The organism is Clostridium sp. (assembly GCF_047777555.1).
Lineage (GTDB): Bacteria > Bacillota > Clostridia > Clostridiales > Clostridiaceae > Clostridium_H.
Map to the genome: position 1 here is coordinate 97,970 of NZ_JBKEEV010000005.1, position 15,029 is coordinate 112,998.

Sequence of the window (15,029 nt, forward strand, 5' to 3'; positions counted from 1 at the left end):
ATTATATCTCCACAAAATTCATAATATCTTTTAATGTAAATATGTTATCATTTTTATTCCTAATCAATTTGTTTATAGTAGTTGTATAGTATATGCCTTCAGTTAATACTTCCTCTTTAGAGCCCTGTGCAATTATTTCTCCATTAAACATAAGCAAAAAACTCCTGCCGTATTCCGCTGCAAATTCTATATCATGAGTAACCATAAGTATGGTTGTGCCTCCTTCGTTGAGTTTTCTTAGAGCTGTTCCTAGACTTTCTTTTGTTCTATTGTCTATTCCTCTAGTTGGTTCATCCAAAAGAAGTATTTTAGGCTTTAAAACCAGAATGGATGCTATAGCCAGCCTTTGCCTTTCTCCTCCGCTGATATCTCTTGGATTTTTATCCTTGACTTTATATAAATCAAGAGTTTTTAGTGTTTCTTCTATAAATCCTTCATTTGTTATTCCGTAATTATCCAATGTGAATTTAACTTCCTCATAAACAGTATCCTTAGATATATAATCATTAGGATTTTGAGAAACATATCCCACTGCTTTAGCTAAATCCCTCAATGTCTGTTTTTTAACTTCTTTTTTGTCAATTTCTACGCTTCCTTTATATTTTATAAGACCCATAATGCTTTTAAGCAATGTACTCTTTCCTGCCCCATTAGGACCTAGAATACTTACAAAATCTCCATCTATGATGCTTAAATTTATTCCCTTTAGTGCTTCTTCATTTTCATAGTTATAATATAATTTTTTAGTATTTATCTTTATAACTTCATTTAAATTATGCTCTTTTGAAGTTCTCCTTTCATATTTAAAGCTTTCAAGTCTTTTTCTAGCTTCTTTAAGACTTTGAGGCATTTCCTTTATGTTCAAGCTTTTACACAGCTTTAAGTAGCTTGGGAGAAAGCTAGTTATATATTCATTTTTCTCTCTATACATATCCATTTTGTTTCCATAAAAAACTTTCCTGCCTTGCTTCATTATAAATATCTTATCTGCAGCATTAAACCACCTTTCAACTCTCTGCTCAATAACTATTATAGTAACTCCCATTTCCTCATTTATTTTCTTTATAAGAGAAACTATTTCTTCAGAAGAAGTTGGATCTAGCTGAGATGTAGGTTCATCTAAAATAATACATTTAGGAAGATAAGAGATTGCCGAAGCTATCGCCACTTTCTGTTTTTGCCCTCCTGATAGGGTATCTATATTTCTATTGGCTAAACTTAATATATTTGAAAACTGCATAGCTTCAAACACCCTTCTTTTTATCTTTCCTTCCTCTACTCCTGTATTCTCAAGACCAAAAGCTACCTCTCTATGAACCTTATTCATCAAAAGCTGTCTTTCTGGATCTTGAAAAACCATGGTTATTTCCCTACTTCTTTCATTATGTTCTATGTTGCTTAAAGGCTTACCCCCTATGAATATACTTCCCGATATCTTTCCTCCATAAAAATTAGGTATTGCCCCAGAAATACACTTTCCTAAAGTGGATTTTCCAGAACCTGATTCACCAAGAACAAGCACTATATCTCCACTTTCTACAGCAATATTTATATTGTCTAAAGCCTTTTCTTTTGTATCGGGATAATAATAATTTAAATCTTTTATTTCAATATATTCCATATCACCCCTCCCTTCTAAAATTCAACACATATGTACATATACCTAGAAGTATTATCAAAATAAGTATAAATATACTTCCCAAGAAAAACCTACTTTCTTCTTTAGTAAATATTTTATATATAATAAATACTCCCAAAATAATAATGCTCTCTATAATCAATATATAATCTGATTTTTGTAGGACTTGTTTATCATAAATACTCCTTCTGCCGCTTAAAAAGCCTCTTATATATGCTGCTTCTCCTATATCAAACGCTCCTTCTAATGAACTTTCTAGCAGCACAGAAATAACTGGAGCATATCCCTTTACTTTGTCTATTAATCTATTTCCTTCAAAATTAACCCCTCTTATACTGTATATCTCTTTTAAAGAATATATCCTTCTTTTCATAGCAGGAAAAAACTTTAATCCTATTAACATAGTAAGAGTTGTTTTAGGAAGCTTTTTTGAAAAATATGATAAAGCCTTATCAGAATCTATCATAATTTCAAGGTTTATAAACATATGAATTATCAAAAGCAGTCTAAAGGAAAATATGAGAGAGTATAATATAGCCTCCAAGGTAAAATTCTTATTTAATATAGTAAAAACTATGGTGCTTCCCTCACTTACAAAAATAGAATTTATTATAATTCCTACAATAAGAAAAGGTATAAAATATACAAAGCTTTTTTTTAATCTATCCATGCTTTTACTGCTCTTGAATATAATTATATTAAACACAAAAACCCCAAACAGTATAATGGTACTGCTGGTGCTTAATATAATGAAGATTAAAATTAGATTTAATATAATGGAAGTCATTGTATGCATTTTATTATAATTATTCTTCATGTTTCCTCCAAAATCAAAAAACCGAACTTAGAAAGTTCGGTTAAGATGCCAAAAAGCCCAAAACCTTCACCTTCCCTCCGAAGATAAGTGGCTAAACCTTCGATTTATATAAGATATCCTGACTTGCGCTTCATTCTCTTAGTACCCTTCCCTAGAAAAGCAACATAGTTTTGCTTTTCTAAGTGGTTATGTACTATTTGTCCGCACTTACAGTAGCGGGGGCTGTTATGGATTTACACCATATTCCCTTATATAATCTGCTATTCAATTTGAATTACATTAATATTATCATTTATCTATTTACTTTGCAATAACCACCATATGGTTATTATTTTCCATCAGAAAGCAGCTTTCCTCCAACTCCTATATTATCCATTTCGTTTTCTCTTATTATAGTTACAAAAGCCTGCTCTGGTATTCCTAAAACTTCACTAGCACTTTTAGTAAAAGCTTTAACTAATTTAGCTTTCTTTTCTTTATCCATCTTTGGTCCATCCAAAGTTATAACTGGCATAATTAAATTTCCCTCCTATTAATATCCTAAATTTTCACCAACCACAACAACAGTTATGTCCGTAATAGAAGGTTTTCTCTTCATAACAGAGTAAACTCTGCATATTCTTTTTTCACTTCTGCATTCCATGCAGGTTCCTGTTTCAGTGCAAGGTGTCCCTGAAGACAATCTCTTTGTATTCTTTGGTGCAGCTTCTAGTTTTATTCTCTCAAAAGCTGCATTCTCATCTGTACAGATTTTGTTTACTCCAACAACTACTATAACCTTTTTAGGTCCAAAAGTCATAGCTGCTACTCTGTTTCCAACGCCATCTACATTTACTAATTTTCCATCTAATGTAACTGCGTTACTGCTGCATAAAAATAAATCACTTGTAAGCTGTAATCTTCTTATTTCCATCTTTTCATCTGGTGACAAATCTGGAGCTCCATGATCAAGTATCTCTGCTCCAATCTTTCTCATTTCATCTTGTACTCCTAAGGACTTTATAGTTTCTGATCCGCCAAATCCTACTTTATCCCCACTCTTCACATATCCTAAAATATATTTCGCAGCTTCTCTAGAACTTTCAAAATATACAGCATCAAAATAATTCTTTTTTAAAGATTCTACTACTCTCTTCCCTAAAGTTTCATTGTGCCATGTGTTTATATTTTCCATACTACCAACTCCTTTAAGCTTAATTACATTTATCATTATAAAATAATATTAGACTTTATGCCTAGTTTTATCAAGTAAGCATATATAAAATTTTTTGCGGAATACTAATGATAAAATTTAATTAAGAGGTGTTACTATGTATGTTACAAGCATATCCTTATCATATATATTTCTAGGAATGTTTCTAATAGCCTCAGCACTTTTTCTCTACTTCAAATCTTTAGTTGTAAAACCCCTAAAAAAAAGTCCTTGTAAAAAGGAAATAATAGAAAATATGCATAGTGTAAAAGAATGTAGACATAAAAATTCTAATATGGCTAACCTATATGGCTTTTGGGGAATACTTTCCTTGATTATATTTATATATTTAAAATTTTTCTACAGTTTTGGATTTATAAGAATGAATTATCTAATTGTATATTTGGTTTTAGAAATTATATCTATAATATTCTATAAAATAAAAGTAAAAAATCCCCACAAAGAAAAATGATTACACTAAAAATAGTGTAATCATTTTTTCATCACTTTAAAATTTTATTGTTCATTTAAGAAATCTACTGCATATTGAGCGTAAAGAGAAGAGCCTAATGGAAGTGCATCTTCATCAACTGAATAATTAGGATGATGTTGAGGATAGCAAGCTCCTTTTTCAAGATTTCTAACACCTAAAAGTGCTATAACTCCTGGCACTCTATTCATAAACTCTCCGAAATCTTCTCCTCCAGATATTTTTTCTAAGTGTGTGGTTTCAATACCTACTTTTTTTGCAGCTCCAGAGGCGATTTTAGAGCACTTTACATCATTTATTACTACAGGAGTTGCAAAATTGTACTCTAATTCTGCAGTTGCTCTATAGGCTTCGGCTGTGTTTTTTGCTACTCTCTCTAAAATCTTAGGAAAGTTTTCTCTTATTTCTGGATTAAAGCATCTTGTTGTCCCCTCTAATATTCCTTCACTTGCTATAACGTTAAATCTAGAACCAGCCTTAAGACTTCCAACACTAACAACTGCATTCTCAAGAGGACTAATCTCTCTACTTACTATTGACTGTAAATTCATAACTATAGCAGATGAAGCAACTACTGCATCTATTCCTTGATGAGGTGCAGATCCATGTCCACCTTTACCTTTAACTTTTATAGTGAATAAATCTGCAGAAGCCATTCTTGGCCCTTCTTCTACACATACCTTTCCATATTCTATATCACTCCAAACGTGTATGCCGAACACACCGTCCACACCTTCAAGTGCCCCTTCTTTAATCATTCTCTTAGCACCTTCGGCTACTTCTTCTGCTGGTTGAAACATTAACTTAACTGTTCCATTTAACTCATCTTTAATGTCATTTAGTATTTTTGCTGCTCCTAAAAGCATAGCTATATGACAGTCATGACCACAAGCATGCATATATCCCTTATTTTGAGATTTATATTCTACATTATTACATTCTTCAACAGATAATCCATCTATATCTGCTCTTAAAGCTACAGTTTTTCCTTCTTTTTTTCCTTTTATAGTAGCTAATACACCTGTGCCTGATGCAATAGGTACATAGGATATTCCCATATTATCTAGTTCTCTTTTTATCTTCTCTGAAGTTTTAAATTCATAAAGACTTGGCTCAGGATAAGCATGAAATTCCCTTCTTAAATCTATTATATATTGTTTATACTTTTCTCCTAATTCCTTAATTTCCATAACTAACTACGCCCCCTAGTTTTAATACTTCCCTATATGATATCTCAATTCCCTTTTGAAGATTTTATAATCAATTAATGCTTTAGAACAACTTTACAAAGAACCCTGCAATAATTACAGAAGCTATGGTTACTGTTGTAAATCCTCCAACTAACATTTGCGGAAGCATATTATCTAAAACATATTCATTTTCTTCCTGCGTTTCGCATACGGATTTCACAGCTTCATGAGTTAATATATAGTCTGCTGGAAATCCAAACAAAGCAGTTAATGCAACTGAAAATGCCATTTCTTTTGAATACCCAAATAGCTTTCCTAAAAGCATAGAAACTATTGCCATTCCTATTACTCCTAGAATAATGATTCCTATAAGAGGAACTAAGATCTCAGATAACATTGCTGGAGTAGCCTCAGATAAACTTGCAAAAATATATGCCATAAGCACTGTCATTAACCATCCAAAAGCATTTGCCTTATTTAATGCTTTCTCTTCAAGGAAGCCTAACTCACATCCTATAACTCCGAATACTAAACAAACTACAAACTCATTAATATGAATTATTGGAGCAACTAAAGATGCAAGCCATGCCACAATACCTAACTTTAAAAGAATCATATATGATGTCTGATATCTTTCTGGTAATGGTGGTATTAACTTCTTTCTACTTTTCTTTTGTTCTTCAGTAACTGCAAGTTCCGCTTTAGCTTTATAATCTTCTGCTCCTCCATTTCTAAATTTTGTAACAACTCTTTTAGCTTCCTTTTTTAAACATAGTGCTGTTAATGGATATCCTGCAAAGCCTTGCATTATATACATACAAGTAGATAGAACAGCTAAGCTTACAAGTCCCTTGTCAGTTGCTGCTTTTGACATTAATATAGAAGCCACAACTCCTCCAGTTAAAGGTGGAGTAGCTACTACTACTGTCTCCCATCCAAATAACACCTTTCCAATAGTTAAATCCATTGCTACTATACCTGTAATTCCACCTAATGCTATTACAATAGTTTTCCACTGCCCCATTAATTCTCTAAGACTCATTAAAGTTCCCATATGGGTTAAAAGCAAATACATGGATAGGGTAACTACTGGCTTTACAAAAGAACCCTTATCGATTAAATCCTTAGGGAATATTGTCCAAAAGCCTATTAAGAAGATAATTGCTGACATAAATACTGATGGAACAAAGGCCTTAGACTTAATTGATACCATTTCCCCTACGGTTAAAACTAATAAAATTACACTAAATGCTGCAATAACACTGAAACTCATGTTATACGCACCCCCTTTAAATTTATTTTTAATTTCTAAAATTGAATAGAAATTAGCCCCAAAAAAATGTTAAATCAAACAATTATTTTCCTAATATTTTATCAATATACTACGCTAAAGTCAATCATAAATTTGAATTTTTTTGATAACTATGATATGATATATTGTTTATGATTTCGTTTTCTTTTGGAATATTTACAAAAAATAAAAAGGAAGGATGCAGATTATAGCATTCTAAACATAATCTACATTCTTCTTCCTTTTACTTCATAGTCATATATAACTCTTCCTAGGTTTGATAAAAATGGCATACCTATCTTATAATATTCATACTTACTATCATTAAAAATTTCATTTTCATTAGTATATATAACAGCTGTCAGCATAAACTCAATTCCTTTATCTATGTCTGTTATATAAGCATTATCAATTAGATACCCATAGGCACACCCTATTTTATTATAAATTTTAATGTTTTTAGGTATTGGACTGCTCTTATCTCCAAAAATAAAATATTTAAAATTACTGTCTTTTAGATTGTACTTTGGACTGTCACATTCTTTAGGCAGCATACTCATATACTTTCTTAAAAATTCATAATCATCTTGTTTCAAATTAAACCTTTGTTCATAAGGAACCTGCTCTGGAAACATAATTGCTTTTAAAATTCCTTGAAGATTCTCTATAGAAAAAAAATTATTCCTAGAAAAATCCTTTGGAGAATGTATAAGAGTTTTTCCTGATACATATGCTTTACCTTTAATTAGTCCGTATATATGATTTGAATAATCTTTATTATTGTAAGCCATAGGTTGCTCATAAATTATTTTTTCTCCATTGTAAAATGTAATAGGATTGGTATACTTATTTTCTTCATAGCTCATATTATTTCCAAGTCTGTGCAGTATTCTAGTATCCTTATATCCTTTTTTCCACAAAGTCTCATTATAATATTCTTGACCTAAAAATTCATACAGTCTATCAAACCCATCATTATCGCTGACAACCAAAATTTTTTTTATATAGTTTGCAATGGTAGACTTTTTATCTTTTGCACTATAGTCATAAATTACAGCCTTTTGTGATGCTCTTCCCTTCCCTATCTTCATAGGAGTATCCCTATGTATTCCTAAATTATTTAGTTTTTCTAAAGCTAATACACAGGCTGATAGCTTTACAGAACTGGCTGGATAAAAATACTTACTGTTGTCTACCCTATATTTAAAAGATTTAAAACTAGGTACATTATTTTCATCTCTATTTATCTGAGTATACAATATTTGAACTTCATATTTATCTGGATTTTTCAATACTGTTCCAAACAAATCTTTTCTGCTCTCTAATAAATTTTCTATCAAATTGCTGTCGGAACTGAAAGGATTGCTAACAGCTTCTGCTTCTTCATAAAAAAATGATAAGCTTAAAGACTTAAATATGATACATAATAGCAGTAGTCTACTGATTCTTTTTATGAAACCTTCTTTCATAAACCTGCACTCCCAACACTAAATTTTCTACCACTACTATGTAATTTAACCAAAGCTGCCAAGAAAAATGTACAGCAGCGTGTCAATTCATTTCTATTATTTCAACAAATCTTTTAATGATTTGTGCAGTAAATCCCCATATAACGTAGTCTTTGAAGATATAAAAATATTGATTATACCTTCTTCTTGAAAACTTATAGTTTTTTCCTCCATGAATAAGATGATAAGGAAAATCCTCTTTCATATGTGGTCTTATTTCTACTTCATGAGCTATAGGATTATTCTCTAAGAAGAATTTTAATGGAACTTTAAAAATATGATCTACTTCATCTTTGTTTGGATGTATGCTGCCTCTTTTTAGTTTGCCTACAAATGGAAATATTATGGAATTGTAAGGACTTATAAAGTAGTCCATTTCTCCAATAACTTCTATATCATTCCTATTTATATTTAACTCTTCTTCCGTTTCTCGCACAGCTGCTTCCATTGGGCTTTCTCCTTCTTCTATGCCTCCTCCTGGTAGGGATATATCCCCTGGCTGCTTTCTTAAATGCAGTGCCCTTTTTTCAAATAAAATATATATTTCACCATCTTCCTCTATAAGCAAAATCATAACTGCACTTTTATGAAAATCTCCTATAGGACCGCCATTTCTATTTTTAAATATCTTTTCTATATACTCCATTTTCATATTCCTCTCTTTCTTAAGCTCTATTTTTTCTGTTGTTCTAATTATATTAAAATGTTATACTAAAATCATGCTTAACTACATAAAAATTTTAAATTGGGAGAGATGAATCTTGAGACGAAAATTTTCAACCTTATTATTAACAATATTTTTCGTAATTTCACTTTCTATGACAGCTTTTGCTGCCAATGCGGACTTACCAACAATCAAGGGCAAATCAGCAATAGTAATGGATGCTAAAACTGGAGAAATAATATACGCTAAGGATATAGATGCATCTCCAATGTATCCTGCAAGCACAACAAAACTTTTAACAGCCTTATTACTAGCTGAAAATAAAAAGCCTACAGATTTACTTAAATACACCAAAATGCTGCAAATCAACCTGAGTATACTTTGCGTACTCTTGTAGGTAAAAATAATCTTCGTGTTGGAGATACAATGACTGCAGAGGATGCAATGAAAGCTTTACTTTTATTCTCCGCAAACGATATCGCTTATATGATAGCTGATAATTTAGCTGAAAGTCCTGCTGATTTTGCTAATATGATGAACGATAAAATAAAAAGCTTAGGTTTAAAGCATACTCACTTTGTAACACCTAATGGATTGGATAACGGCATAGATGATCATTATACTTCTGCTTATGATCTAGCAATAATAACAAGGGAAGCTTATAAAAATTCTTGGGTAAGCAAAGTTATGGGAACAAAAAAGGATAAGGTGGAAATTTCCAACGGAGCTATAGCTTATATAGAAAATAGAAATAAGTTATTAGGTCAAAAGATAGATACTGCCTTTGCAGATAAAATTGGTATCGATCTTGAACAAGTTCCTGCATCAAATGCTGTATCTATAGGCGGTAAAACTGGATACACTGCAAAGTCTGGAAGAACTCTTACAAATGTTTTCGAAAAAGACGGAAGAGTGCTTATAGGTGTAGTTATGAAATCAGTTTATGACGCTAACGATACCTATGTATTTAATGATATGGCAAAAATAATAAACTGGGCTTATGCTGCTAAAAAAACTCCTTTATATAAGGCTAATACTGAATTAAAGACTATATCCATTAAGTATAAACCCTTAAAATTTTTGGGACCTGAAAAAGAGATTAAGGTTCCTGTAATCCTAAAAGAAGATGCTACTTATTATGAAAATGAAGCGAATAAGTCTGAGATTAAAACAGATTTTCAAATTTCTAAAGACATCAAAGTAAGTAAGCTAAGTACAGATAAAAGTATAGGAAAATTAGTTTTAAAAGAAAGAAATTTTACAACAACTTATGATTTATACCCTACTATATCCTCTAAAGCTGTAATTAAAAATAATATTTTATTATACATAGGAGCTGGAGTTGGTGCAGCAGTTGTAATATTATTAATACTAATTTTTATTAGGCTAATATCTACAAGCAGGAGAAGAAGAAGAAATAGAAGAATCTTTTAAAATGAACCTAGAGCAAAGCTCTAGGTTCATTTTTTTATATTATGCACAACCTAATGACAGAAGTAGTAAAAATTTCTTTAGCACATTGACAACTATATTCATATATTGTAATATATGAATATAATAATACGCGAGGTGATTAATCTTGGATAATGATTTTGAAAAATATGATGCAATTGCAGAACTGCTAAAAGCTATAGCTCACCCTGTACGTCTATGCATAATTAAAGGGCTAATTAAAAAAGGTAAATGCAATGTAAGCCACATGCAAAATTGCCTTGATATACCACAGCCTACTGTTTCTCGCCACCTTCAGATGTTGAAAAACGCAGGGATAATCAAAGGTGAAAGAAATGGCCTTGAAATAAACTATACTGTTTGCAATAAAAAAGTAATTGAAATTATAAACTTATTATTTGATGAGGAAGAATAACTTAAATTAATCTTATGGAGGTGGATTAAATGAATAAAAAGGTATTAATAGTTGGAGGAGTTGCTGGCGGAGCATCAGCTGCTGCAAGGCTTAGAAGATTGGATGAAAATATTGAAATCATACTATTTGAAAGAGGAGAATACATATCTTTTGCTAACTGCGGATTGCCATACTATATTGGGGATGTAATACAAGAAAGAGATAATCTTTTAGTTACTACTCCAACTGATATGAAATCTAAATTCAATATAGATGTGAGAACTAAAAGTGAAGTAATTAAAGTTGATACAGATAAAAAAGAAATTACAGTTAAAAGCTGTGATGGAGGAACTTATACAGAAAGCTATGATGCATTGATTTTATCACCTGGAGCAAAACCAATTCAACCTCCTATTAATGGTATAAACAATGATAAAGTATTCACATTAAGAAATATGATTGATACTGACAAAATTAAAGAATATATAACTAAAAACAAACCGAAATCTGCTGTAGTTATAGGCGGCGGATTTATCGGTGTGGAAATGTCAGAAAACCTAAATCACCTTGGAATAAAGGTTACCTTAGTTGAAGCTGCTCCTCACATTCTTGCACCCTTTGACTCAGACATAGTGACAATTGCCGAAAAGGAATTAGAGGATAACGGAGTAGGCTTAGTTTTAAATAATGGAGTTAAAGCTTTCACTCCTAATGGCGGCAAACTAGACGTTGCTTTAAATAATGGAGAAAAAATAACTTCAGATATAGTTATACTTGCTATAGGGGTAACTCCGGATACTGCTTTTCTTAAGGATACAAAATTAGAGTTTGGTCCAAAAGGTCATATAATAGTAAATAATAACCTAGAGACTAACATTAAAGATGTATACGCTGTTGGTGATGCTATAGAAGTTGTTGATTTTGTAAATGGACAAAAGACAGCTATCCCTTTGGCAGGACCTGCTAACAAACAAGGCAGAATAGCAGCTGATAACGTCTGTGGACTAAAAACAACCTTTAAGGGTTCACAAGGTTCTTCAATTCTTAAGGTTTTCGATTTAACTTGCGCATCTACAGGAAATAACGAAAAAACTTTGAAAAGATTGAACATTCCTTATGAAGTTATTTATGTATTACCACAAAGCCATGCATCTTATTATCCTGGAGCAACACCAATAACTCTAAAGCTTATATTTAATAAGGAAGGAAAAATCTTTGGTGCCCAAGCAATTGGATATGAAGGTGTAGATAAGAGAATTGATGATATATCAACGGTTATGAGATTAGGTGGAAATGTAACAGATCTTACAGAGCTTGACCTTTGCTATGCTCCACCCTTCTCTTCAGCTAAAGATCCAGTTAACGTGGCTGGTTATGCTGCAGAAAACATTATATCTGGAAAAGTTGAAGTGGTTACTCCAAGTGCTGTAGACACAAGAGATAGAAATAATGTAATACTTCTAGATGTAAGAACTGATTTAGAAGTTGAAACAGGAATAATAGAAGGTTCTATCCATATTCCTCTGCAGAATTTAAGAGAAAGGATGAACGAACTAGATAAATCTAAAGAAATTTGGACTTATTGTCAAGTAGGACAAAGAGGATATTACGCTGCAAGACTATTAATGCAAAATGGATTTAAAGTTAAGAATATAACTGGAGGATATAAAGTATATCTAGCCTCTAAATTTACTCCCCAAAAAAATGATCATACTCTAAATTCTAATAACACAATTATTGATGATGTAAAAAATACAAAAATAAATACAGGAATATTTAAGAATTTAGATGCTTGCGGACTTAGCTGCCCAGGTCCACTAATGAGAGTTAAATCTGCAGTAGATGAATTAAATTTCGGAGATTTTTTAAACGTGACAGCTTCTGACCCTGGTTTCTACGCCGATATACAATCTTGGTGCAAAAGTACTGGTACAGAACTAGTAAGCCTAACCAAGGAAAAAGGAATAATTAAAGCTACTTTAAAAAAGAGTTCTTGCGAAGCAGCTGTATCACAGGATAATATTATGATTCCAACAAAAGATGGTCAAACTATGGTTGTCTTTAGCGGAGATTTAGATAAAGCTATAGCATCTTTTATAATAGCTAACGGTGCCGCCGCTATGGGTAAAAAGGTTACTATGTTCTTCACCTTTTGGGGAATAAATATCCTAAGAAAAAACCAAAATACATCCGTTAAAAAGACTTTGGTTGAAAAGATGTTTGGATGGATGATGCCTAGAGGATCACAGAAATTAAAACTATCTCAAATGAACATGGCTGGAATTGGTCCTAAAATGATAAGAAGTATAATGAAAAATAAAAACGTTGAATCTCTTGAAACCCTAATGAAATCAGCTATTGAAAGCGGTGTAGAAATAGTAGCCTGCCAAATGTCAATGGACCTTTTAGGATTTAAAAAAGAAGAATTAATAGATGGTGTTAAATTAGGAGGAGTTGGCTACTACCTTGGAGAAGCCTATAATTCTAACGTAAACCTCTTTATTTAATATAGTTATAAGGGCCTATTGCAAAACAGCGAATATTTTTATACTATCATAAATAAAAACCATGCATACAATGGAATATATTTTCCTATTTATGCATGGCTTTTGATTTTATACATGACTTTTATGCATTTTGTAACAGACCCTATAAAATATAATATAGCTTATATATCATTTCATTTTAGATATTAATTATTCTTCAAGCTTGCTGTCGATGAATTTTCCATTTTCATAGAAAAGTTCTCCATCAGCATAAATCTTTCCGCCGTTTCTCATATCACAAAGCATATCCCAGTGAATTGTAGATCTGTTTTTTCCACCTGCTTCTGGCATAGAATCTCCTATTGCCATATGAATTGTTCCACCTATCTTTTCATCAAAAAGCATATTCTTTGTGAACTTTTTAATTCCGTAGTTTGTTCCTATGGCAACTTCACCAAATCTAGAAGCTCCCTCATCTGTTTCCAAAAGGGCCTTTAGAAGATCTTCTCCTTTTTTAGCAGTGGCTTTTACAACTTTACCATTTTCAATCTCTAATCTTATATCCTCAATCTCTTTTCCCATATATATTCCTGGAAAACTGAAAGTAATATATCCATTTATGCCGTCTTCCACTGGTGATGTAAACACCTCTCCATCTGGGAAATTTACTTTTCCATCACAGTTAATCCACTTTCTTCCTTCAATATTGACTTTTATATCCGTTCCTTGTGATACAATGTGAAGCTCCTTTTTATTATCTAAATACTTTACCCACTTTTCTTGGTATGCACTTACATTTTTCCATTCACTTACTGGATCTTCACTATCTAGAAGACCTGCTCCATAAACAAAATCTTCATACTCAGAAAGACTCATGCTTGCTTCTTGAGCATCTGCATAAGTAGGAAACTGTGTTCCGCACCATCTAAGGCTTCCATCTCCCATTCTTTCTGAATAAATCTTTCTCCAGCTTGATGCTCCCTTAGAGTTTAATTGAATCTTTTTAGCATCTATATTTGAATTGGATTTTGTATTTCTTGTTCCCCAAGCTGTAAGCCATACATCTGCTTTGGATAAAAGAGTTTTAGCCATGAAATTTTCTTCTTGAAGTTGATCATCAGTGCTATATTTTAGTTTTATTTCACTAACTGCATCAGAAGTTAGGTTAGTTTCTACATGTCCTCCTGCAAGAATAGCTTCTTTAACTACCTCTGCCATCCAAGGTTCTGCTACACTGTCGCATTGAACATATACAAAGTCCCCTTTTTTTACCCTTGTTGAGTAATTTACTAAAAGTTTTGCAAGCTTATTTAATCTAGGATCTCCCATTTTCATTCCTCCCTAAATTTATATTAAAAACTCTTATCTAATTAGAGCAATATTTCTATTTGCTCATCATTATCTTATTTATTTCCATTATCATTTTTTCTTCATTTAAAGGCTTTATGAGAAATCCTTTAGCTCCAGCCTTAATGGATTCTATAACCATTCCCTGTTGTCCCATAGCAGAACACATTATAATTTTTGCATTAGGATCCATTTTTATTATTTCCTTTACAGCCTCAACACCATTCATATCTGGCATAGTTATATCCATAGTAACTATATCTGGTTTTAATTCTTTATATAATCTAATAGCCTCACTGCCATTGGCTGCTTGCCCTACTACATCAATATTATTTTTTGTTAGATAATTTATAATATTAAGCCTCATAAATTGAGAATCATCCACAACTAAAACTTTCATTTTATCTCTCCTATGTAATCAAAAATAGAGTTGCTATGTTTTTTAAATGAATATAAAAATCATCACTTATTTTAAACATATCCAATAGAAAAAACCAATACAGCATCTTATTTGTATTGGCTCCATCTAAATACAATTATACATTTTCCATGTTTTTAC

General features: G+C 31.7%; 14 protein-coding genes and 1 riboswitch. Of the genes, 4 read left to right on the top strand and 10 right to left on the bottom strand.

All coding sequences use genetic code 11. The features are described 5' to 3' along the window. Position 1: 1 nt before the first annotated feature. From ACFWTK_RS09640 to ACFWTK_RS09675, 8 genes are all read right to left on the bottom strand, one after another. Complete coding sequence (locus ACFWTK_RS09640) at positions 2–1,621, bottom strand: ABC transporter ATP-binding protein (protein ID WP_415875803.1); 1,620 nt, start codon at positions 1,619–1,621, stop codon at positions 2–4. Between the two features lies 1 nt (position 1,622). Next, the gene (locus tag ACFWTK_RS09645; protein WP_415875804.1) at positions 1,623–2,456 is read right to left on the bottom strand and encodes an energy-coupling factor transporter transmembrane component T; all 834 of its coding nucleotides are present in this window, start codon (positions 2,454–2,456) and stop codon (positions 1,623–1,625) included. Positions 2,457–2,550: 94 nt separating this feature from the next. Further along, positions 2,551–2,749: riboswitch (cobalamin riboswitch) on the bottom strand. A 35-nt stretch (positions 2,750–2,784) separates the two neighbouring features. Continuing rightward, entirely contained in the window at positions 2,785–2,970 is a 186-nt protein-coding gene (gene dmpI, locus ACFWTK_RS09650; RefSeq protein ID WP_415875805.1) for a 4-oxalocrotonate tautomerase DmpI, read from the bottom strand. Positions 2,971–2,988: 18 nt separating this feature from the next. After that, on the bottom strand, positions 2,989–3,630 hold the full coding sequence (locus ACFWTK_RS09655; RefSeq protein ID WP_415875806.1) for a lactate utilization protein: 642 nt from the start codon (positions 3,628–3,630) through the stop codon (positions 2,989–2,991). Positions 3,631–4,164: 534 nt separating this feature from the next. Beyond that, positions 4,165–5,328 carry a M20 family metallopeptidase gene (locus tag ACFWTK_RS09660; protein WP_415875807.1) on the bottom strand — a complete coding sequence of 388 codons (1,164 nt, stop codon included), beginning with the start codon at positions 5,326–5,328 and terminating at the stop codon, positions 4,165–4,167. Between the two features lie 82 nt (positions 5,329–5,410). Continuing rightward, complete coding sequence (locus ACFWTK_RS09665) at positions 5,411–6,601, bottom strand: hypothetical protein (RefSeq protein ID WP_415875808.1); 1,191 nt, start codon at positions 6,599–6,601, stop codon at positions 5,411–5,413. Between the two features lie 245 nt (positions 6,602–6,846). Beyond that, positions 6,847–8,088 carry a serine hydrolase gene (locus ACFWTK_RS09670; RefSeq protein ID WP_415875809.1) on the bottom strand — a complete coding sequence of 414 codons (1,242 nt, stop codon included), beginning with the start codon at positions 8,086–8,088 and terminating at the stop codon, positions 6,847–6,849. Between the two features lie 82 nt (positions 8,089–8,170). After that, the gene (locus ACFWTK_RS09675) at positions 8,171–8,773 is read right to left on the bottom strand and encodes an NUDIX hydrolase (protein WP_415875810.1); all 603 of its coding nucleotides are present in this window, start codon (positions 8,771–8,773) and stop codon (positions 8,171–8,173) included. A gap of 115 nt (positions 8,774–8,888) precedes the next feature. On the opposite strand from ACFWTK_RS09675, the gene ACFWTK_RS09680 reads away from it, so the two are divergent. The 4 genes from ACFWTK_RS09680 to ACFWTK_RS09695 all read left to right on the top strand — a co-directional run bounded on the left by ACFWTK_RS09680 (position 8,889) and on the right by ACFWTK_RS09695 (position 13,144). Further along, positions 8,889–9,188, top strand: coding sequence for a hypothetical protein (locus ACFWTK_RS09680; RefSeq protein ID WP_415875811.1), 300 nt, complete (start codon positions 8,889–8,891; stop codon positions 9,186–9,188). Then, entirely contained in the window at positions 9,173–10,225 is a 1,053-nt protein-coding gene (locus ACFWTK_RS09685) for a D-alanyl-D-alanine carboxypeptidase (protein ID WP_415875812.1), read from the top strand. Before ACFWTK_RS09680 ends, ACFWTK_RS09685 begins: the two co-directional genes overlap by 16 nt. A gap of 145 nt (positions 10,226–10,370) precedes the next feature. Further along, the gene (locus ACFWTK_RS09690; RefSeq protein WP_415875813.1) at positions 10,371–10,658 is read left to right on the top strand and encodes an ArsR/SmtB family transcription factor; all 288 of its coding nucleotides are present in this window, start codon (positions 10,371–10,373) and stop codon (positions 10,656–10,658) included. Positions 10,659–10,687: 29 nt separating this feature from the next. After that, positions 10,688–13,144 (top strand): DsrE/DsrF/DrsH-like family protein, encoded by a 2,457-nt coding sequence (locus ACFWTK_RS09695; protein WP_415875814.1) that lies wholly within the window; start codon positions 10,688–10,690, stop codon positions 13,142–13,144. Between the two features lie 189 nt (positions 13,145–13,333). On the opposite strand, the gene ACFWTK_RS09700 is transcribed toward ACFWTK_RS09695, so the two are convergent. Together ACFWTK_RS09700 and ACFWTK_RS09705 are read right to left on the bottom strand one after the other, a co-directional pair. Further along, positions 13,334–14,452 (bottom strand): aminopeptidase, encoded by a 1,119-nt coding sequence (locus ACFWTK_RS09700; protein ID WP_415875815.1) that lies wholly within the window; start codon positions 14,450–14,452, stop codon positions 13,334–13,336. Between the two features lie 55 nt (positions 14,453–14,507). Then, a complete protein-coding gene (locus ACFWTK_RS09705; RefSeq protein WP_106024770.1) occupies positions 14,508–14,870 on the bottom strand; it encodes a response regulator in 363 nt (120 codons plus the stop codon). Positions 14,871–15,029: the final 159 nt, after the last annotated feature.

What these genes read in the sequence shown, in the direction of transcription:
- dmpI (WP_415875805.1), bottom strand. Translation starts at nt 2,970, where the DNA reads ATGCCAGTTATAACTTTGGATGGACCAAAGATGGATAAAGAAAAGAAA.
- ACFWTK_RS09665 (WP_415875808.1), bottom strand. Translation starts at nt 6,601, where the DNA reads ATGAGTTTCAGTGTTATTGCAGCATTTAGTGTAATTTTATTAGTTTTA.
- ACFWTK_RS09655 (WP_415875806.1), bottom strand. Translation starts at nt 3,630, where the DNA reads ATGGAAAATATAAACACATGGCACAATGAAACTTTAGGGAAGAGAGTA.
- ACFWTK_RS09640 (WP_415875803.1), bottom strand. Translation starts at nt 1,621, where the DNA reads ATGGAATATATTGAAATAAAAGATTTAAATTATTATTATCCCGATACA.
- ACFWTK_RS09695 (WP_415875814.1), top strand. Translation starts at nt 10,688, where the DNA reads ATGAATAAAAAGGTATTAATAGTTGGAGGAGTTGCTGGCGGAGCATCA.
- ACFWTK_RS09660 (WP_415875807.1), bottom strand. Translation starts at nt 5,328, where the DNA reads ATGGAAATTAAGGAATTAGGAGAAAAGTATAAACAATATATAATAGAT.
- ACFWTK_RS09675 (WP_415875810.1), bottom strand. Translation starts at nt 8,773, where the DNA reads ATGGAGTATATAGAAAAGATATTTAAAAATAGAAATGGCGGTCCTATA.
- ACFWTK_RS09645 (WP_415875804.1), bottom strand. Translation starts at nt 2,456, where the DNA reads ATGAAGAATAATTATAATAAAATGCATACAATGACTTCCATTATATTA.
- ACFWTK_RS09670 (WP_415875809.1), bottom strand. Translation starts at nt 8,088, where the DNA reads ATGAAAGAAGGTTTCATAAAAAGAATCAGTAGACTACTGCTATTATGT.
- ACFWTK_RS09705 (WP_106024770.1), bottom strand. Translation starts at nt 14,870, where the DNA reads ATGAAAGTTTTAGTTGTGGATGATTCTCAATTTATGAGGCTTAATATT.
- ACFWTK_RS09700 (WP_415875815.1), bottom strand. Translation starts at nt 14,452, where the DNA reads ATGGGAGATCCTAGATTAAATAAGCTTGCAAAACTTTTAGTAAATTAC.